At 62.9% G+C, this 20,085-nt stretch carries 18 protein-coding genes; 9 read left to right on the top strand and 9 right to left on the bottom strand.

The features are described from left to right. Positions 1 to 71: 71 nt before the first annotated feature. The 4 genes from ACO07D_RS06845 to ACO07D_RS06830 form a co-directional block, all read right to left on the bottom strand. Positions 72 to 212 (bottom strand): hypothetical protein, encoded by a 141-nt coding sequence (locus ACO07D_RS06845; RefSeq protein ID WP_421702212.1) that lies wholly within the window; start codon positions 210 to 212, stop codon positions 72 to 74. Positions 213 to 327: 115 nt separating this feature from the next. After that, entirely contained in the window at positions 328 to 744 is a 417-nt protein-coding gene (locus ACO07D_RS06840) for a (deoxy)nucleoside triphosphate pyrophosphohydrolase (protein ID WP_421702211.1), read from the bottom strand. Positions 745 to 788: 44 nt separating this feature from the next. After that, positions 789 to 2,090: a bifunctional glutamate N-acetyltransferase/amino-acid acetyltransferase ArgJ gene (gene argJ / locus ACO07D_RS06835; protein ID WP_421702210.1), complete on the bottom strand. Its 1,302-nt coding sequence runs from the start codon at positions 2,088 to 2,090 to the stop codon at positions 789 to 791. Positions 2,091 to 2,099: 9 nt separating this feature from the next. Beyond that, a complete protein-coding gene (locus ACO07D_RS06830) occupies positions 2,100 to 2,942 on the bottom strand; it encodes a peptidylprolyl isomerase (RefSeq protein ID WP_421702209.1) in 843 nt (280 codons plus the stop codon). A 178-nt stretch (positions 2,943 to 3,120) separates the two neighbouring features. Between ACO07D_RS06830 and secA the strand changes: the two genes are divergently transcribed. The 3 genes from secA (at position 3,121) to ACO07D_RS06815 (ending at position 8,639) form a co-directional block, all read left to right on the top strand. Further along, on the top strand, positions 3,121 to 5,814 hold the full coding sequence (gene secA / locus ACO07D_RS06825; protein ID WP_421702208.1) for a preprotein translocase subunit SecA: 2,694 nt from the start codon (positions 3,121 to 3,123) through the stop codon (positions 5,812 to 5,814). A gap of 209 nt (positions 5,815 to 6,023) precedes the next feature. Next, positions 6,024 to 7,067, top strand: coding sequence for a hypothetical protein (locus ACO07D_RS06820; RefSeq protein ID WP_421702207.1), 1,044 nt, complete (start codon positions 6,024 to 6,026; stop codon positions 7,065 to 7,067). A 21-nt stretch (positions 7,068 to 7,088) separates the two neighbouring features. Then, positions 7,089 to 8,639, top strand: a complete 1,551-nt coding sequence (locus ACO07D_RS06815) for a substrate-binding domain-containing protein (RefSeq protein WP_421702206.1) — start codon at positions 7,089 to 7,091, stop codon at positions 8,637 to 8,639. 6 nt (positions 8,640 to 8,645) lie between these two features. Here the strand turns inward: ACO07D_RS06815 and radC are convergent, their stop codons facing one another. The 3 genes from radC to dnaK all read right to left on the bottom strand — a co-directional run bounded on the left by radC (position 8,646) and on the right by dnaK (position 12,610). Then, positions 8,646 to 9,416 (bottom strand): RadC family protein, encoded by a 771-nt coding sequence (gene radC / locus ACO07D_RS06810; protein WP_421705004.1) that lies wholly within the window; start codon positions 9,414 to 9,416, stop codon positions 8,646 to 8,648. A gap of 45 nt (positions 9,417 to 9,461) precedes the next feature. Continuing rightward, a complete protein-coding gene (gene dnaJ, locus ACO07D_RS06805) occupies positions 9,462 to 10,610 on the bottom strand; it encodes a molecular chaperone DnaJ (RefSeq protein ID WP_421702205.1) in 1,149 nt (382 codons plus the stop codon). A gap of 80 nt (positions 10,611 to 10,690) precedes the next feature. Then, positions 10,691 to 12,610, bottom strand: a complete 1,920-nt coding sequence (dnaK, locus tag ACO07D_RS06800; protein WP_421702204.1) for a molecular chaperone DnaK — start codon at positions 12,608 to 12,610, stop codon at positions 10,691 to 10,693. A gap of 194 nt (positions 12,611 to 12,804) precedes the next feature. On the opposite strand from dnaK, the gene ACO07D_RS06795 reads away from it, so the two are divergent. Continuing rightward, on the top strand, positions 12,805 to 13,425 hold the full coding sequence (locus ACO07D_RS06795; RefSeq protein ID WP_421702203.1) for an alpha-ketoglutarate-dependent dioxygenase AlkB family protein: 621 nt from the start codon (positions 12,805 to 12,807) through the stop codon (positions 13,423 to 13,425). A 5-nt stretch (positions 13,426 to 13,430) separates the two neighbouring features. Here ACO07D_RS06795 and ACO07D_RS06790 read toward each other — a convergent pair whose 3' ends face one another. Further along, positions 13,431 to 14,033, bottom strand: coding sequence for a peptide-binding protein (locus tag ACO07D_RS06790; protein ID WP_421702202.1), 603 nt, complete (start codon positions 14,031 to 14,033; stop codon positions 13,431 to 13,433). Continuing rightward, a complete protein-coding gene (locus tag ACO07D_RS06785) occupies positions 14,030 to 14,854 on the bottom strand; it encodes an ABC transporter permease (RefSeq protein ID WP_421702201.1) in 825 nt (274 codons plus the stop codon). The genes ACO07D_RS06790 and ACO07D_RS06785 overlap by 4 nt, the downstream gene beginning before the upstream one ends. Before the next feature lie 130 nt (positions 14,855 to 14,984). Between ACO07D_RS06785 and cysQ the strand changes: the two genes are divergently transcribed. The 5 genes from cysQ to ACO07D_RS06760 all read left to right on the top strand — a co-directional run bounded on the left by cysQ (position 14,985) and on the right by ACO07D_RS06760 (position 20,051). Then, positions 14,985 to 15,782 (top strand): 3'(2'),5'-bisphosphate nucleotidase CysQ, encoded by a 798-nt coding sequence (gene cysQ, locus ACO07D_RS06780; RefSeq protein ID WP_421702200.1) that lies wholly within the window; start codon positions 14,985 to 14,987, stop codon positions 15,780 to 15,782. Continuing rightward, positions 15,782 to 16,582 (top strand): 3-deoxy-manno-octulosonate cytidylyltransferase, encoded by an 801-nt coding sequence (locus ACO07D_RS06775; RefSeq protein WP_421702199.1) that lies wholly within the window; start codon positions 15,782 to 15,784, stop codon positions 16,580 to 16,582. Before cysQ ends, ACO07D_RS06775 begins: the two co-directional genes overlap by 1 nt. Then, positions 16,582 to 17,844: a glycosyltransferase family 2 protein gene (locus ACO07D_RS06770; protein ID WP_421702198.1), complete on the top strand. Its 1,263-nt coding sequence runs from the start codon at positions 16,582 to 16,584 to the stop codon at positions 17,842 to 17,844. The genes ACO07D_RS06775 and ACO07D_RS06770 overlap by 1 nt, the downstream gene beginning before the upstream one ends. A 96-nt stretch (positions 17,845 to 17,940) precedes the next feature. Next, a complete protein-coding gene (gene galU, locus ACO07D_RS06765; RefSeq protein WP_421702197.1) occupies positions 17,941 to 18,837 on the top strand; it encodes a UTP--glucose-1-phosphate uridylyltransferase GalU in 897 nt (298 codons plus the stop codon). A 5-nt stretch (positions 18,838 to 18,842) separates the two neighbouring features. Then, the gene (locus ACO07D_RS06760; protein WP_421702196.1) at positions 18,843 to 20,051 is read left to right on the top strand and encodes a glycosyltransferase family 4 protein; all 1,209 of its coding nucleotides are present in this window, start codon (positions 18,843 to 18,845) and stop codon (positions 20,049 to 20,051) included. Positions 20,052 to 20,085: the final 34 nt, after the last annotated feature.

Raw genomic sequence — 20,085 nt, 5'->3', positions numbered from 1 at the left:
TTCGCACAGCGCCAGAAACAAAAAGGGACGGCCAGCGCCGTCCCTTTTTCGTTCATTATGTGTGGCAGCGATCAGGCCGCCTGGGCCATATCGACCGGATAGCCCTGATAGAGCTTTTCTCCGACCCGAACGACGATCTTGCCGTTCGCCAGTTCCCGCACAAAGAGCCCCTGCACGGAAACACAGCTGCCCAGAATGACAGTGCGTAGCATGTTCGTTTCCCCCAGATAAAACGATACGAGGCCAAACTAGGGGGCCTTGGTTAGCAAATCATTAACAATTGTTACGCAATGGTTAGGAATGTGGCGAAACTGTGGCGCTTTCGCCCTAGAGCCAGTCCCTCAGCATGGGAATCAGCGGAATATCGGCGGGCGGCATCGGGTAGTCGCGCAGGTTCTGCGGCCGCGCCCAGGACAGTTTCTGACCTTCTTTGGGATGCGGCGTGCCCTCCCATTTGCGGCAGGCAAAGACTGGCATCAGCAGGTGGAAGTCGTCATAGGCATGGCTGGCGAAGGTCAGCGGTGCCAGGCACGACGCCCAGGTGTCGATGCCCAGCTCCTCGTGCAGCTCGCGGATCAGCGCGGCCTCCGGGCTTTCGCCCGGTTCGACCTTGCCGCCGGGAAATTCCCACAGGCCGGCCATGGACTTCCCCTCCGGGCGTTGTGCCAGAAGCACCCGCCCGTCGGGGTCAATCAGGGCGACCGCCGAGACCAGGATGACATTCGTATTGCGTACCGCGTCCATTCCGACCTGCTTTCTCTGTAGAATCCTAGGATTCTGGTCTCAGTTTACGACCGGTAATCCGCGTTGATCTGGATGTAGCCGTGGGTCAGGTCGCAGGTCCAGACCTGTGCCTCGCCCGCGTCCAGCCCCATGTCCACGTGGATGAGCAGCTCGTCGTGTTGCATGTAATGGGCGCCGTCCTCCTCGCGATAGTCGGGCGAGACCCAACCGCCCTCGGCAACAAGGATATTACCGAAGGAGATCGACAGCTTGTCACGTTCGGCATAGGCGCCGGACTTGCCGATGGCAGCCACGATGCGGCCCCAATTCGGGTCTTCGCCCGCCACCGCGGTCTTGACCAGCGGCGAGTTGGCGATGGCCAGCGCATGGGTGCGCGCATCGGCGTCGGTCTTGGCGCCGGTGACGCGGACCTCGACGAACTTGCTCGCCCCTTCGCCATCACGCACCACCTGGTGCGCCAGGTCCATCATCACCTCGCGCAGGGCGTCGCGGAAGGCGGCGTTCTCGGCGTCGACCTCGACATCGGAGGCGCCGGTGGCCCCAACGATCAGCGTGTCCGAGGTCGAGGTGTCGCTGTCCACGGTGATGTTGTTGAAGGTCTGATCGGTCAGCTCGCCCAGCATCTGCTGCAACACCGGCTGTTCGATCCTGGCATCGGTAAAGATGAAGACCAGCATCGTCGCCATGTCTGGCGCGATCATGCCCGAGCCCTTGGCGATGCCCGCGATATGCACCAGCCGGTCGCCCATGCGGACCTCGGCCTTGGCACCCTTGGCGAACGTGTCGGTGGTGCGGATCGCCTCGGCCGCCTGTTCCAGCGCATCAGGCACCAGGGTGCCCTTCAGCTCGTCCAGGCAATCGGTCAGGATCGCCGGGTCCAGTGGTTCGCCGATCACCCCGGTTGAGGCGGAATAGACCCTGTTTTCGGGCACATTCAGCGCTTCGGCCACCGCACCGGTGATGCTGGCAACCGAGTCGAAGCCGGCCTGCCCGGTAAAGGCGTTTGAATTGCCCGCATTGACGATGATCGCCGCCCCGGCGGCAGGGTCCGACCCGATCTTGGCTTGGCAATCCAGCACCGCCGCCGACCGGGTCGAGGATTTGGTGAACACCCCGGCGACCGCGCTGCCCGGTTGCAGCTCTGCCAGCATCACGTCCAGACGGTCGGCATATTTCACCCCCGCCTTGACCGCCGAGAACTTGGCCCCTGCGATGACCGGCAGCGCCGGGAAAGCCGCAGGCGCCAGCGGCGCGACCGCATGGGTGTGGGTCGTCGCCGCCTTCAGCCTGGATTTGAGCTTCTTCAGCTTCTTTTCGAGCTTCTTGATCTTTGCCTTGGTGCCCATGGTCGTCCGTCAGTCGATCAGAGTTTCGTCTTTCAGGGTGGCGGGGTCGATCGCCGACAGGTCCGGGCGCTCGATCGCGGCAGCGGCCATCAGCGCGGCGATGGCTTCTTCCATCGCGGTGCCCTGGATGATTTCGGCCAGCTGGTCACGCACCTCTTCCAGCGGGGGCGGACCCTGCAGACGCTTGTCGTTCAGCTTGACCACATGCCAGCCGAACTGGGTCGCGACGGGTTCGGACACCGCGCCAACTTCCAGTGCCATCACGGCGGCCTCGAATGCGGGAACCATCATGCCGGCCGAGAACCAGCCCAGCTCGCCGCCGTTCGGGCCGGAGGGACCGGTCGAATGTTCCTTGGCCAGAGCGGCGAAATCGGCGCCGCCTTCCAGCTCGGCAATCAGCCCCTCGGCCGCTTCCTTGCTGACAACCAGAATGTGCGAGGCGTTCCATTCCTCGGTCGGTTCGGCATTGGCGAATTGCGCGTCATAGGCTTCCTGCAGCGCCTCGTCGCTCACAGCCTCTTCGACCACACCTTGCAGCATCTCGCCCGCGATCAGCGCGCGACGCTCGTTTTCCAGGATTGCCTGGGTGCGACGATCAAGCTCGCCCATCGCCTGGGACAGCACGACCTGCTGGATCAATTGCTCCAGCAGCCCTTCGAATAGTACGTCATCGGGCAGCTGCTGGTACTGCGGCGGCAGCGCCGAGCGGGCCGCGACAAGGTGACCCAGGGTCAGGCTCTCGCCGTTCACGGTGGCAACCACGGTGTCGGCGGTAACATCCTGTGCGGTGGCGGGAAGGGCGAGGGCCACGGCCATCGCCGCCCCCATCAAAAAGCTGTGACGTTTCGACATGTTTTGGTCCTCGAAAGAGGCCGGAAAGCCCGGCAATGTTGACACTTATACCCCCTGCGCCTACATCCTCCGAAGGCTTGAGAGCGCCGGTTCCTTCCGCCCTAGATACGGGTCAGGGCGGGGACGGGCAAGCACCCTCTCATCAAAACGGATTGAACCCACTCGAGGCGGACGGAATATGCTTGGTATCGGAACTGTGGCGCGCAAGATTTTTGGCACGCCGAATGATCGCAAGATCAAGGCCACGCGCCAGGTTGTTGCCAAGATCAACGCGCTGGAAGAAGAGTTCGCCAAGCTGGACGATCAGGGGCTGATCGACAAGACCGAGGAACTGAAGCGCCGCGTCGCCGAGGGCGAGAAGCTGGATGCGATCCTGCCCGAAGCTTTCGCCAACTGCCGCGAGGGTGCCAAGCGCGCCTTGGGCCTGCGCGCCTTCGACACGCAGCTGATGGGCGGGATGTTCCTCCATCAGGGCAATATCGCCGAGATGAAGACCGGCGAAGGCAAGACTCTTGTCGCCACCTTCCCCGCTTATCTGAACGCGCTCACGGGCAAGGGCGTACATATCGTTACCGTGAACGATTACCTGGCCCGTCGTGACGCGGAATGGATGGGCAAGGTCTATGGCGCGCTGGGCATGACCACCGGCGTTGTCTATCCGCAGCAGCCGGACGAGGAAAAGAAGGCCGCCTACGCCTGTGACGTGACCTACGCCACCAACAACGAGCTGGGCTTCGATTACCTGCGCGACAACATGAAGTCCGAGCTGAAGGACATGTACCAGCGGGAGCATCACTTCGCCATCGTGGACGAGGTCGACTCGATCCTGATCGATGAGGCGCGCACGCCGCTGATCATCTCGGGCCCGGCCCAGGATCGCTCGCAGCTTTATGTCACCATCGACGCGCTGATCCCGGAAATTCAGGACGAGCATTTCACCCTGGACGAAAAGGCGCGCAACGTGACCTTTACCGACGAGGGCAACGAGTTCCTGGAGCAACGCCTGGCAACCGCGGGCCTGCTGCCCGAAGGTCAGACGCTCTATGATCCCGAAAGCACCACGCTGGTGCACCACGTGAACCAGGGCCTGCGCGCCCACAAGCTGTTCACCAAGGACCAACACTATATTGTGCGCGATGGTGATGTCGTTCTGATCGATGAATTCACCGGCCGCATGATGGCGGGCCGCCGCCTGTCTGATGGTCTGCACCAGGCCATCGAGGCCAAGGAAGGCTGCAAGATCCAGGCCGAGAACGTGACGCTGGCTCAGGTCACGTTCCAGAACTACTTCCGCCTCTACGACAAGCTCGCAGGCATGACCGGCACCGCGCTGACCGAGGAAGAGGAATTCCAGGAAATCTACAAGCTGGGCGTGGTCGAAGTGCCGACCAACAAGCCGATTGCCCGCGAAGATGAACACGACGCGGTCTATCGCACCGGCGAGGAGAAATACGCCGCCGTGATCGAGGAGATCAAAGCGGCGCATGAAAAGGGTCAGCCGACCCTGGTCGGCACCACTTCGATCGAAAAGTCCGAGATGCTGTCGCAGATGCTGAAAGCGGCAGGCATCCCCCATGACGTTCTGAACGCCCGTCAGCACGAGCGCGAGGCGCAGATCGTTGGCGACGCGGGTCGTCTGGGTGCGGTGACCATCGCCACCAACATGGCCGGTCGCGGCACCGATATTCAGCTGGGCGGCAATGTCGAGATGAAGGTGATGGAGGCTCTGGCCGCCGACCCGGAGGCCGATCCCGAAGCCATCCGTGCCAAGATCGAAGCCGAACATGCCGAGGAAAAGGCCAAGGTTCTGGAGGCGGGCGGGTTGTTCGTCCTAGCCACCGAACGCCACGAAAGCCGCCGCATCGACAACCAGCTGCGCGGCCGGTCGGGCCGTCAGGGTGACCCGGGCCGTTCGGCCTTCTTCCTGTCGCTCGAAGACGACCTGATGCGCATCTTCGGCTCGGAACGTCTGGACAAGGTCCTGTCGACCCTGGGCATGAAAGACGGCGAGGCCATCGTGCACCCCTGGGTGAACAAGTCGCTGGAACGCGCCCAGGCCAAGGTCGAAGGTCGCAACTTCGACATCCGCAAGCAGCTTCTGAAATTCGACGACGTGATGAACGATCAGCGCAAGGTGATCTTCTCCCAGCGTCGCGAGATCATGGAGACCGAGGATCTGTCGGAAATTGCCCAGGACATGCGCCACCAGGTGGTGGATGACCTTGTGGACAGCTACATGCCGCCCAAATCCTACGCTGATCAGTGGGACACTCAGGGGCTCTATGCCTCGGTGATGGAAAAGGTCGGCATCGACGTGCCGGTGATCGACTGGGCTGCCGAGGAAGGCGCCGATGACGACACCATTCGCGAGAAGCTTTATGACGCCTCGGACGAGATGATGGCGAAGAAGGCGGTCGATTTCGGCCCCGAGACCATGCGCAACATCGAAAAGCAGGTGCTGCTGCAGACCATCGACAAGAAGTGGCAGGAACACCTGCTGACGCTGGAACACCTGCGCTCGGTCGTCGGGTTCCGTGGCTACGCGCAGCGCGACCCGCTGAACGAATACAAGACCGAGGCGTTCCAGCTGTTCGAAAACCTGCTGGATGGTTTGCGCGAGGACGTGACCCAGCAGCTCGCGCAGGTGCGCCCGATGTCCGAAGAGGAACAGCGCGCGCTGATGGAGCAGTTCATGAAACAGCAGGCGGCCCAGGCTGCCGCCGCCGCGCCCGCCCCGGTTGAAGAGCCTGCGGGCGAAGCCATCCCCGGCTTTGACGAAAACGATCCCAGCACCTGGGGCAACCCGGGCCGCAACGACCCCTGCCCCTGTGGGTCAGGCAAGAAATTCAAGCACTGCCACGGCAGTTTCTGAACCTGATAGGAAACAGTTTTTGGAATCGGCCCCGCTCTGTTTCGTCAGGGCGGGGCCGAAATCTGTTTGAAACATGGCGTGGATGCGGCGATCTCAACCTTTCCTAAGGAAATCGGCGTCATCCTGAGGTGGAAAAGCCATGTGAATTCCATCAGATCGGCGCAATGTTTGGCGATCTTCACACTGGTTTCGAGTGGAAGGAGATCGCAATGCCCGTGATCGACAAGAAAAAGGCCAAGACCGCCGGTGCGACGCTTGTTATCGCTGCCGCCGCCGGGTTTTTCATGCAGAACGGGGTTCCGCTGCCGGGTGGCGCGCCGCTTTCCAAACCCACCATGGTCAGCGCGGCCGTTCCGAACGAACCCGCGAGCGAGGTGCTTGCGTCGGATGCACCCCTGCCTGCCCCTACGGTGGAACAGGCGCCTGAGGTGACCCGCGCGGATGTCGTGCCGATCCTGGCCCAACCGCCGCAGCCGATCCTGCCCTTCGCCGATCCCGACACCCCGGAGCCGGTGATCGAAGCGGCGTTGCAGTCGGACCCGGTTGAAACAGATACGCCCGAACCGACGGCCACGCCCGACTGCGAGACCGGCTTTACCGCCACGTCCGCCCCCGCCGCGATGGTTACCCTGGCGCTGGAAAGCCCCTGCCATGCTGGTCAGGTGGTCGAGATCCTGCACGAAGGCCTGCGGATCAACGAACGCCTGGATGATGGCGGCCTGACCCGTATCGACCTTCCTGCCTTGTCGGAAGACGCTGTTTTTACCGCGAATTTCACCGATGGCAGCCAGGCAGAAACCGAGATCTTCATGCCGACCCTGGCCGACTACGAGCGCATTGCGCTGGTCTGGAAAGGTATCACCGGTATGGGTCTGCACGCGCTGGAAGGCGGTGCCACCTATGACGAACCCGGCCACATGCACGCCAATCAAATGGGCAGCGCGGATCGTGCGACGACCGGCGAGGGTGGCTTCATGACCGTTGTCGGCTCGGTGCCCGGCGGCTGGACGGCCGATATCTACACCTATCCGGTTGCCCTGATCAATGCAGGGCGCAGCCCCGACGTGTCAGTTGAGGCCGAGATCCTGGCGGAAGCCTGTGACGCGCCGACCCGCGCCACCCTGCTGCGGATTTCCCCGCGCGATGGGCTGGGCAGCTCGGAATTGTCCTTCGGGGCACCCGGTTGCGACGCCGTGGGTGAATTTCTGGTGTTGAAAAACCTGCCCCAAGACCTGAAAATCGCCAGCAACTGACGCTGGCAACAGGGGCGGGCCATGACCATTCTTCGCGCGGCGGTTCTCGCCGCGCTTTTTCTTGCCACTCTCGCTGCGCCTCTGCGCGCCGATGACGTGACCCTGCGCGCCCGCGACGGCTCGATCGAGCTGGACGGCACCCTTCTCAGCTTCGATGGGGAGTTTTACCGAATCGACACGGATTACGGCGTGCTGACCGTCGATGCCTCCGGCGTCAGCTGCGAAGGGCCGGGCTGCCCGAACCTGGGCAGCTATGTCGCCGAGTTCACCATCTCGGGCGCCCAGGAGATGGGCCGTGTTCTGATCCCTGCGCTCATTGAAGGGTTCGCCCTGCGCCATTCCTATGCCCTGCAACGCGAGGAAGTGCCGGGCACCGGGTTGCTTTATACCCTGTTCGAGGGGAACACCCGCCAGCCTGCTGCAAGGATCACCATTCGCCTGACGACGTCCGCCGAAGGCTTTGCCGACCTGCTCGGCAATCAGGCGGACATGGTCCTGTCGATGCGCGAGGCGACCGGACAGGAACGCACGCTGGTGCGCGACGCGGGGCTTGGTGACCTGCGCTCGCTCAGACAGGTCCGGGTGATCGCCCTGGATGCGCTGGTCCCCGTGGTCGCCGCAGGCAACCCGGTGCGCCGCCTGTCGATGACCCAGCTGATGCAGATCTATTCCGGTGAGGTCACCAACTGGTCGGAACTGGGCGGTGAGGATGCGCCGATCACTCCCTATCTGCGCGACCCGTCCTACGGGTTTGGCCATGTCTTTGTCAGCGATGTCGTGCGTGCGCAGGGTGGCACGCTGGCTGAGGGCGTGTTGATACAGGGCAGTGATGCCGCCGTGACCCGCGCGGTGGCCGAGGATCCCTTTGGTATCGGCATGACCGGCTATTCCAGGCCAGGCGCGACCGAGGTTGTCACCCTGACCGGCACTTGCGGCTTCGACCTGGCCGCCACCCGCGCAACGATCAAGGCGGAGGATTTCCCGCTGACAACGCCGATGTATCTGTACTTGCCCGGTCGTCGCCTGCCGCGCCTGGCGCGGGATCTGCTGCGCTACATGCGCTCGGATGCGGCGCAATTCGTTGTGCGCCGCGCAGGGTTTGTCGATCAGCGTTTCGACGAGGTGCCTGCGCGAGAGCAGGGAGACCGGTTGAACAATGCCCTGCGTGCCGCTGGACCTGAGGTCACCTTGGAGCAGCTGCAACGCCTGGCCACGGTGATGGCGGACAATGCGCGCCTGTCGATCACCTTTCGCTTCGAGGGCGGTTCGGTCGTGCTGGACGCGCCATCGCGGTCCAACGTGGCACTGTTGGCGCGCTCTTTGGAATCCGGGCGCTTTGATGGCCGCGCGCTGACCCTGGTCGGCTTTGGCGACGGTCAGGGAAGCGCCGAACAGAACCTGAAGATCGCGCGCCGCAGGGCCGAGGCCGTGCGCGCCGCGCTGGCTGAGGAGGTCGAAGGCCCCCTGCCCGAAATGGCCGTCGATGCCTTCGGCGAAGCCCTGCCCATGGCCTGTGATGACAGCGCCTGGGGACGCGGCGTGAACCGGCGGGTGGAGGTCTGGATTCGCTGACCGGGCCTACAGATAGCCCTGCGCGCGAAAGCTGAGTTCGCGCGACTTGCCGATGATCAGGTGGTCATGCAGCGTCAGACCCAACGCGCGGGCGGCATCTTCGACCTGTTGGGTCATGGTAATGTCGCTATCGGATGGGGTCGGATCGCCGGACGGGTGGTTGTGCACCAGGATGATGGCGGAGGCATTCAGCTCCAGCGCGCGTTTCACCACCTCGCGCGGGTAGACCGGCACGTGATCCACCGTGCCCTGGGCCTGTTCCTCATCGGCGATCAGCACGTTCTTTCGGTCCAGGAACAACACGCGGAACTGTTCCGTCTCGCGATGGGCCATGGTGGTGTGGCAGTAGTCCAGCAGCGCATCCCAGGACGAAACAACGTGTTTCTGCATCACCTTTGCGCGGGCCAGCCGATGGGCCGCAGCTTCGACGATCTTCAATTCTTGCACCACCGCATCACCCACGCCCTTGACCTGGCGCAGCCGTTCGGCGGGGGCCGATAGCACACCGTTGAAATCCTTGAAGGTTTCCAGAAGCAGCCGTGCCAGCGGTTTCACGTCCTGGCGTGGAATGGCGCGGAACAGGACCAGTTCCAGCACCTCGTAATCCGGCATCGCAGCCGCGCCGCCAACCATGAAGCGTTCGCGCAGGCGTTTGCGGTGGTCCTTGATGTAGGAGGGCAGCTGCCCTTTCCCGTCCTTCGTGACCGGCACGACCGGTGCCTCGTCCGTGTCGAACAGGCTCTGGGGCATTTCGCCAAAGGAAAAGGGCCGAGTCATCATGACTCGACCCTTGCATGCGAATGGTAAATCAAAGGTTAACTGTTAACCTTTCATCCCGTCCCAGAAGCTCTTCACCTTCGAGAAGAAATTCGAACTTTCCGGGTTGTTCTCTTCGCCCAGGGTCTCGAATTCCCGCAGCAGTTCTTTCTGCTTGGAGCTCAGATTGACCGGGGTTTCGACGCCCAGCTCGATATACATGTCGCCCTGGCCGCCGCCGCGCAGGGCGGGCATGCCCTTGCCGCGCAGGCGCATCTGGCGTCCGTTTTGCGAACCGGCCGGGATCTTGACGCGGCTCCGCCCGCCATCGATCGTCGGCACCTCGACCTCGCCACCCAGGGCGGCGGTGGTCATGGCGACCGGCACACGGCAGTGCAGGTGGATGCTTTCACGATCAAAGAGCGCGTGGTCCTGAACCTCGATGAAGATATATAGGTCGCCTGCGGGACCGCCCCGCATCCCAGCCTCACCCTCACCTGCCAGGCGGATGCGGGTGCCGGTTTCGACACCGGCGGGGATGTTCACGGCCAGCGAGCGGTCTTTCTCGACCCGACCAGCGCCATGGCAGGACTTGCAAGGGTTCTTGATGATCTGGCCCAGGCCCTGACAGGTCGGGCAGGTGCGTTCGACGGTAAAGAAGCCCTGCTGCGCGCGAACCTTGCCCATGCCCGAACAGGTCGGACACATGGTTGGCTCTGCGCCGCTTTCGGCGCCGGTGCCGTTGCACTCCTCACAGGCCACCGAGGTGGGCACATTGATCGTCTTCTGCAGCCCTGCATAGGCTTCTTCCAGGGTGATGCGCAGATTGTAGCGCAAGTCGGAACCGCGCGCGGCGCGTTGTCCGCCGCCACGTTGCCCGCCGCCCATGAAATCGCCGAACAAATCGTCAAACACGTCCGAGAATGCGCTGGCGAAATCGCCCTGGCCGCGGAAACCGCCACCCGGGTGGCCACCGCCGCCCATGCCGCCTTCGAAGGCCGCATGGCCGTAACGGTCATAGGCTGCCTTCTTGTCGGCATCCTTCAGGACGTCATAGGCCTCGTTCGCTTCCTTGAACTGGGCCTCGGCATCCGGGTTGTCGGCGTTGCGGTCGGGGTGAAGTTCCTTCGCTTTCTTGCGATAGCCCTTCTTGATCTCGTCCGCCGAGGCGCCCTTGGCGACGCCCAACACCTCGTAATAATCGCGTTTTGCCATCAGTATTGTGTCCCTAGGAAACGCATGCGACCGGCCCGATCATCGGGGCCGGCCGCGAAAGGGTCCGACCGGACCCGGACTTAGCGCTTGTCGTCGTCCAGATCTTCGAAATCGGCGTCGACGATGTCGTCATCCACACCGCGCGGCTCGTCGGCAGCGGCGTCGGCCTCGGGGGCCTCACCGGCGGCCTCTTCCTGCTGTGCCTTGTAGATGGCTTCACCCAGTTTCATGGCCGCTTCGGTCACGTTCTGGATGCCCGACTTGATCTTCTCGGCATTCTCGCTGTCCATCTCGTCCTTCAGGGCGGCGATGGCCAGCTCGATCGCTTCGATGGTGGTCGGGTCGACCTTGTCGGAGTGCTCTTCCATCGACTTTTCGGTCGAGTGGATGAGGCTTTCGGCCTGGTTCTTGGCTTCGACCAGTTCCTTGCGCTCCTTGTCGGCCTCGGCGTTGGCTTCGGCGTCCTTGACCATCGCGTCGATGTCCTCGTCGGACAGACCGCCCGAGGCCTGGATCGTGATCGACTGTTCCTTGCCGGTGCCCTTGTCCTTGGCGCCGACCGACACGATGCCGTTGGCGTCGATGTCGAAGGTGACCTCGATCTGCGGCAGGCCGCGCGGGGCGGGCGGGATGTCTTCGAGGTTGAACTGACCCAGGATCTTGTTGTCCGCGGCCATTTCACGTTCACCCTGGAACACGCGCAGGGTCACGGCATTCTGGTTGTCCTCGGCGGTCGAGAAGATCTGGCTCTTCTTGGTCGGGATCGTCGTGTTGCGATCGATCAGGCGGGTGAACACGCCGCCCAGCGTCTCGATGCCCAGCGACAGCGGGGTCACGTCCAGCAGAACCACGTCCTTGACGTCACCTTGCAGAACGCCGGCCTGGATGGCGGCGCCCATGGCGACAACTTCGTCCGGGTTCACACCCTTGTGCGGCTCTTTGCCGAAGAACTTGGTCACCTCGGCGATCACCTTGGGCATGCGGGTCATGCCGCCGACCAGGACCACCTCGTCGATGTCGTCCTTCGACAGGCCGGCATCCTTCAGCGCGGCCTGGCAGGGCTTCAGAGAGGCTTTGATCAGGTCGCCGACCAGGGTTTCCAGCTTGGCGCGGGTCAGCTTCATGACCATGTGCAGCGGCGCGCCGTCCGAACCCATCGAGATGAAGGGCTGGTTGATCTCGGTCTGCGAGGAGCTCGACAGTTCGATCTTGGCTTTCTCGGCGGCCTCTTTCAGGCGCTGCAGAGCCATCTTGTCCTTGGACAGATCGACCTGGTTTTCCTTTTTGAACTCATCGACCAGGTACTGGACGATGCGCATGTCGAAGTCTTCGCCACCCAGGAAGGTGTCGCCGTTGGTCGATTTGACCTCGAACAGGCCGTCGTCGATTTCCAGGATGGTCACGTCGAAGGTACCACCACCAAGGTCATAGACGGCGATGGTCTGCGTGTCGGCCTTGTCCAGACCGTAGGCCAGCGCGGCGGCAGTCGGTTCGTTGATGATGCGCAGAACTTCCAGGCCCGCGATCTTGCCCGCGTCCTTGGTGGCCTGACGCTGGGCGTCGTTGAAATAGGCGGGAACCGTGATGACGGCCTGGGTGACGTCTTCGCCCAGGTAGCTTTCAGCGGTTTCTTTCATCTTGCCGAGGATGAAGGCCGAGATCTGGCTGGGGCTGTATTTCTCACCAGCCGCTTCGACCCAGGCGTCGCCGTTGCCGCCATCGACGATGGCGTAGGGCACCAGCTTCTTGTCTTTCTCGACAGCCGGGTCGTTCATCGCGCGGCCGATCAGGCGCTTCACGGCGAAGACGGTGTTGTCCGGGTTGGTGACGGCCTGGCGTTTGGCCGGCTGGCCGACCAGGCGCTCGTCGTCCTTGAAGGCGACGATGGAGGGGGTCGTGCGCGCCCCTTCCGAGTTCTCGATGACTCGCGGCTGCGAGCCGTCCATGATGGCGACACAGGAGTTGGTGGTCCCGAGGTCGATACCGATGACTTTGGCCATGCTCAAAATCCTCTCATAGGCGATGTTGAAGGAACCGGCCTTGGCAAGCACCGGCCCTTGATCCCAGATTTCAAGCCGGTTTCGGAATGTCCGAACCCGGCGTCTCGGCGTATATAAGTAGGCAAAAAGCGCCCTGCAAGCATTCAAAACAGGGGGGCGGGGCAAAAAAACGAGTCAAAATTGGGGTTTTACCGATGGGAAAGGTTTTCGGCGCGCCGGATGTGGTGATTGGCGGTGCGCAGGTCTGGAAAGCGGGCTTGGACATGGGAGCGCAAACAGAGATGGTTGCTGCCCTGCGCAAGGTCGTGGCGGCGGCGCCTCTGTTCTCGCCAGAAACGCGTTGGGGCAAGCCGATGTCCGTTCGCATGACCTCCTGCGGGCGCTATGGCTGGTACTCGGACCGGCGTGGGTATCGGTACGAGCGGCGCCACCCGTCGGGCGTGGACTGGCCGCCGATCCCGGAGTGCGTGCTGGATGTCTGGAACGCCATCGCGGGGAACGAATGCGCGCCGGACTGCTGTCTGGTCAATTTCTACGGCGAAAATGCGCGCATGGGGCTGCATCAGGACCGGGACGAGGCGGATTTTTCCTACCCCGTCGTGTCGATCTCGCTTGGCGATGCAGGGCTCTTTCGCATTGGCGGGGTGGAGCGCGGCGGCAAGACGCAATCGGTCTGGCTGGAATCGGGTGACGTTCTGATGCTGGGCGGTGAAGCGCGGCTGGCCCATCACGGGGTGGATCGCATCCGCTTTGGTTCTTCCACGCTGCTCAAGGAAGGCGGGCGGATCAACCTGACCATGCGGGTGGTGGATTAGCGCCGTCAGTTCCGCAGTGAACAGCAGCCCGCCCAATGGCGGTAGCCCGTTGGGTCGTGCAATACCGCATCCATGCTCAGCCCATATTCCCTATCTGACATGCCATCGTTGCAGGATTGCCGTCCGATCACCGCGTGCAGGGTCATGTCGGGGTTGCTGGCCACCAGGCTGTAGCGGTCCAGCCGCCCCGTCGCCTGAAGGCGTGTCTGCACGGCCATGAAAATCGCATCCCCGTCCATCGAAGTCACCGTGACCGTGCCGCTGGCGTCCAGGTCGATGGTCCAGAAGGGTTCGGTCCCAAAACAGCTCGCTGGGATAGGAAAGTCCTCGTGCACCCCGTCGCGCTCAAGAAACCGCATTGCGATCCAGCCGGAGCCCTCGCCTGCGTTGATCAGCCCCCAGCGTTCGTCTTCGGTCACGCGGATGACCTCGACCCCGACTGCGTGCGGCGCCAAGGCTCCGATCGGCGTGCCGGAGGTGCCGGGTGTCGGGCGGATGTTCAGAACATCGTCGGCCGCAACGCCGGTGACCGAATGGGTGGCCGGATAGCTCTGTGCCCAACCAAGCGCGGGCAACAGGGTAATCGCCAGCGCCCAAAGCCACCTCATCGCCGTGCACCCCAGGAGATCGACGCATGCTGACGGGTATAGCTTTCGCCCATGAAGCCGATGACCAACAGCACGCTGGCCAGGATCAGTGGATAGGTCGTGTTCGAATAGTGCGGGTTGTAGTTGATGAAGGCGAACCCCCGCGCCTGGTCGATCACGTGAAACAGCGGGTTCCAGTCGAACATCTTCAGAATGAAGAACGGCAGTGTATTGGCCAGGAACATCTTGCCCGAGGCCAGCATGTTTGCCCGCATGTAGATGGTCGAGGCAATCGACACGAACTGCGGAAACCAGGGTTTCAGCGCCAGGAAACACATGCCCACGGATACGCCGACGAACCAGGCCAGCAGAAGCATGGAAAAGGCGCCAACGGGATCGTTGATTTCGACCGAACCGGTCATGGCATTGTAGATGAACAGCACCAGAACCACGGACAGGACCTGGATATAAAGCGTACCCAGAGCGTTCGACACGATCGACACGAAGGTCGACATCGGCGCGTGCTGCATCATCGGGCTGGCGGGGCCTTCGGACCCGACCACGGCCCCCATCGCCTTGTTCTGGGTCATGAACAGGAAGATCCCTGACATGATGTAGACCATGAAATCGCCGCGTATCGCCACGCCGCGCAGGCCGAGGAAGGTGAACATGATGTAGAAGACAAAGACCAAGGTCATGGTCTGCAACATGTTGATTGCCAATCCGACGATGGCGTTCGGATGGCTTTTGCGCACGCTGCGCGCGGTCGCGTAATAGATCACCTCGAGGATGCCCAGCGCGCTTTGCGTCGTCGTACGAGTTCTTGTGTCGGCCTGGAACATCGCTCCGCCTCTTGCCTGCTCTCGACAGTATTTGCAGGGAATTCTTGCCGTTCCCTTACGCGCACAGCATAAGGGGGCTGAATTCTGTAATCAACTCACGCGCGCGAGCGGCGCCGAAGGAGCCCCTGACATGGATTTTGCGAAACTTGAAACCGTGATGCGCCGCCTGGCCCTGGAAGCCGGTGACGTGATCATGGAGATCTACAACTCCGACGATTTCGAGGTGAAATCCAAGTCCGACGACAGCCCGGTTACCGCCGCTGACGAGGCCGCCGATGCACTGATCTCGGCCGGTCTGCGGGCCGAGTTCCCAGACGTGCTTCTGGTAACCGAGGAGCAGGCGGACAGCCATGGCGCATCGGCCAATGAATTCCTGATCGTCGACCCGCTGGACGGCACCAAGGAGTTCATCCACCGCCGCGGCGATTTCACCGTGAACATCGCCTACGTGGTCGACGGCACGCCGATCCGTGGCGTGGTCTACGCCCCTGCCAAGGGTCGCATGTTCTTTACCCGCGCGGATGGGTCCACCGTGGAAGAGGCCGGGCCTTTCGACAAATCCACCATGGGCGCGGTCAAGGAGATCAAGGTCTCGACCCCCGACAATGAGGCTCTGTTCATCGTCGCCTCTAAATCGCACCGCGATCAGGCGACCGAGGATTACATCAACAAATACAAGGTGAAGGATTCGAAATCGGCGGGGTCCAGCCTGAAGTTCTGCCTGGTCGCCACCGGCGAAGCGGACCTGTACCCGCGTGTCGGCCGCACCATGGAATGGGACACCGCCGCCGGTCATGCCGTGCTGAAGGGCGCGGGCGGCGACGTGGTTCGCTTCGACGACCACACACCGCTGACCTATGGCAAACCGATCTATGAAAACCCCTTCTTCATCGCCTATGCGCCCGGGGTCGATCTGAAAGAGGCCTGATGTCCACCCTCATCGTCATTCCTGCCCGCTATGCCTCGGTGCGCTACCCGGGTAAGGCCCTGGCCGAGCTTCGTGGCGCGAGCGGGGTGTCGAAACCGCTGATCCGCCGCTCGTGGGAGGCCGCCCAGGCCGTGCGTGGGGTGGATCGCGTGGTGGTGGCGACCGATGACACCCGCATTCGCAACCGGGCGGAGGCTTTCGGGGCGGAGGTCGTGATGACCTCGTCCAAATGTCAAAACGGCACCGAACGTTGCGCCGAGGCGCTGGATGCGCTGGGCGGTGGCTTCGACATCGTCGTGAACCTGCAAGGCGATGCGCCGCTGACCCCCCCCTGGTTTGTCGAGTCGTTGGTCGAGGCACTGGATGCCCACCCGACAGCCGAAGTCGCCACGCCGGTGCTGCGCTGTGATGGCCGTGCACTGTCGGGCTTCTTGGAAGACCGCAAGGCGGGCCGCGTTGGTGGCACGACGGCGGCCTTCGGGGCCGAAGGCAAGGCGCTCTATTTCTCCAAGGAAGTCATCCCCTACACCACCCACGGTTGGCCGGATCACGAGATGACCCCGGTGTTTCACCATGTCGGCGTCTATGCCTATCGCCCCGCCGCGCTGGCCGCTTATCCGCTGTGGGAACCGGGCAGTCTGGAAGAGCTGGAGGGGTTGGAACAGCTCAGGTTCCTGGAACGCGACCGCCCGGTGCAATGTGTCGAAGTGGATGCGCGCGGGCGCCAGTTCTGGGAGCTGAACAACCCCGAAGATGTGCCCCGGATCGAGGCGATGCTGGCGGCAATGGGGGTGGAATAGTGTCACATGCGCCGGTCTCGGTCATCGTCGTCAGCCACGGCCGCCCGGCCCTGCTGACCCGCTGCCTGACCGGTCTGTCACAGCTCACCCACCCGAACTTCGAAGTCATCGTTGTGGCCGACCTGGAGGGGGCCAAAGCCGTGCGCGCCACCGGCCTGCCGGTGAAACTGTCGGAATTTGACGAGCTCAATATCTCCGCCGCGCGCAACCGGGGCTTGACCCTGGCGTCGGGCGAGCTGGTGGCCTTCATTGACGACGACAGCGTGCCGGAACCGAGCTGGCTTGACCACCTCACCGCACCCTTTGACGACCCGCGCGTCGTGGCCGCCGGGGGCTATGTGCGCGGGCGCAACGGGATTTCCTTTCAATGGCGGGGTAATACCGTCGATGCGCTGGGTGCGCCAACGCCGTTGGAGTTGGAGGGTGATGCGCCGCAGCTGTTCGCCGCCAAGCCCGGCCACGGGATCAAGACCGAGGGCACCAACTGCGCCTTTAGACGGGATACGCTGGCCAAGATCGGCGGATTTGATCCCGGTTTTCGCTTTTACTTGGATGAGACCGACGTGAACCTGCGCCTGTCCGGTCAGGTCACCGCCATCGTGCCCATGGCGCAGGTGCATCATGGCTACGCGCCGTCTGTGCGGCGCGGGGCGGATCGCATGCCCAAATCGCTGCATGAGATTGGCGCCTCTTCGGCCCTATTTCTGCGCAAACATGCGCCCGAACGCGATCCCTGGGGCGCGTTGGCTGCCTTGGAGGATCGACAGCGTCGCCGCTTGCTGGGCCATATGGTCGCAGGCAATTGCGAACCGCGTGATGTGAACCGCCTGCTGGCCAGCCTGCGCGCAGGCTGGGTCGAAGGGCTGGCGCGGCCCATCGAACCGCTTTCGCCGCTGCCGGATATCGCGCCGCCCTTTGTGGCGTTTTGCACAGGACCAACGGCAGAATCATTGCACCTGTCGGGCCGGTTTCATCAGCGCCGGGCCCTGCGTGCACAGGCGCGCGCGCTGGCCAAAGAGGGCAAGTTGGTGACCCTTTTCCTGCTGTCTCCGACCACGCTGTTTCACCACCTGCGCTTCCATCCAGACGGGTATTGGGAGCAGCGTGGCGGCATCTTCGGACGGGCCGAGCGCGGTGAAAAAACCTTTCAACTCAGAGGGTTTCACGCTCGCGTGGCAAGAGAGTGGAAACGTGTTGCCGGGCTGCGCCACTCGGCAAAAAGGTTAACGCCACGCGGTGACGTGACAAGTGCGCCCAATTAGCGTTAGGAAAAACGAAAGCAGAATGCCGCAGGATCGGGTAGAATTCCGGGTGTAACCAGGACGCCATCCCGGCGGTCGTTTAAGAGGTGGGACAACATGAAACGCAAAGTGACGAAAGCCGTCTTCCCCGTCGCTGGGTTGGGAACGCGGTTTCTTCCGGCGACCAAGAGCATTCCGAAGGAAATCATGACCCTGGTGGATCGCCCGTTGATCCAATACGCGATCGACGAGGCGCGCGCGGCCGGGATCAAGGAGTTCATCTTCGTCACCTCGCGCGGCAAGGGCGCGCTTGAGGATTACTTCGACAATTCGCCGGTCCTGGAACAGGAGCTGCGCAAGAAGAACAAGGACGAGCTGTTGGAGGTGTTGAAGGACACCAATATGGACAGCGGCGCGATTGCGTATATCCGCCAGCACAAGGCACTGGGCCTGGGCCACGCGGTCTGGTGTGCCCGCCGACTGATCAACAATAACGAACCCTTCGCGGTGATCCTGCCCGACGACGTGATCGCGGCGGAAAAGCCCTGCCTGCAGCAGATGGTCGAAGCCTATGAGGATACCGGCGGCTGCATGGTCGCGGCGATGGAAGTGCCCAAGGAAAAGGCCTCGGCCTACGGCGTGTTGGATGTGAAGGAAGACATGGGCACGATGGTGTCGGTGCAGGGCATGGTCGAAAAGCCCCCGGCGGACGAGGCGCCGTCGAACCTGGCGGTGATCGGCCGCTATATCCTGACGCCGAAGGTGTTGCAGAGCCTCAACCGCATGAAATCTGGCGCCGGTGGGGAAATCCAGCTGACCGACGCGATTGCCGAGGAGATCAACCAGGACCGCGACGTCTATGGCTACCGCTTCCGGGGTCAGCGGTTCGACTGCGGTTCGAAGGCGGGCTTCCTGCAAGCCACCGTCGCCTTCGGCATGGCCCGGCCCGAGTTGCGGGACGAGTTCACCTCGTATCTCGAAGACATGGTCAGCTTGACCAAGGCTGCCGAGTAACCCTGATGACCGGCGGATCCGGGACGGAGCAAGGACGGGCCAGATGTCTGGATCTGTCCCGCCTCGTCTCGCGCGTGGGGCGCGGACCCTGGACCGGGGTGGACCGGGTCGAGGCCGCTTATGTGCAGGCTTTGTTGGCTCTTGATGATCCCCTGTTTGGTCTGGTGCGTACCAGCATGGGGTTTGTCCTGCTGGACCGGGGCGGAGTGCAGGGTTTGTGGGATCGGCTGACCGAAGCCACGCCCTGGGGCCTGCCGGACCTGCTGTCACGACTGTTCCTGAAAGCCTCGGGGGCGAAACGCGCGGCGGAAAGCGATCTGCGGCGCCTTTGCCTGGCGCGTGCCGGGCGTGGCGGGTTGCGTGCGATGTTGAGACGCCGCCTGCCCGCGAACCCCACTTGGCTGAACGTAGGGCATTCGAACTTGCAACGTCACGTGTTCGACGCGTTCCATGCGGTTGGCGGCACCGCCACCGTGCTGATCCATGACATGATCCCGTTGGATTTCCCACAATATCAACGCCCTGGCACGGTCGAGGATTTTCGCGCCCGCATGCGTCGCGTGTCCGAGCTGGCCGACCTGGTGATCTACAACAGCGCGCAGAGCCGGGCGGATGCGGAGCGGTATTTTGCGGAATGGGGGCGTGTGCCGGAGGGTATTGTTGCGCATCTAGGGACAATTCCGCCCCAGCCGACCAGGGCACCAATCACGCCAGGTGCCCCCTATTTCGTCACCCTGGGCACGATCGAGCCGCGCAAGAACCACCTTCTGCTGCTCACCGCCTGGGACCAGTTGGTGCAGGAGATGGAGGCCCCGCCCGAGCTGCTGATCATTGGCAGCCGGGGCTGGAACAACGCCGAGGTCTTTGCTCGCCTGGATGAAAACCCGGCCCATGTGACCGAGCTGAATGGGCTCGATGACGGTGAGGTCGCGGCCCTTGTGCAGGGCGCCCGGGCGCTGCTGTTTCCGTCGCTGGCCGAGGGCTTCGGCCTGCCCCCCGCCGAGGCGCTCGCATTGGGCACGCCCGCGGTTGTAAATGACCTGCCCGTCTATCGCGAAATCCTTGGAAACAAGGCCATTTACGCGGATGCACGCGATATGTATTCTTGGGCGAAAATCATAACCGGTTTGACGATTGGTAACGAGGCGAGGCAAGAGGCGGCAGAGCTTCCCACATGGCAGGATCATTTCAACCTTGTCTTAAAGGTGACGTGATAGGCCGAAGGGGGACCATGCGGGTGCCGATTGC

Origin of the sequence: Aliiroseovarius sp., assembly GCF_965228805.1 — a bacterium.
GTDB lineage: Bacteria > Pseudomonadota > Alphaproteobacteria > Rhodobacterales > Rhodobacteraceae > JASBTN01.
The sequence above is the reverse complement of the archived record's forward strand: the minus strand, read 5'-3'. Positions and strand labels throughout refer to the sequence as shown.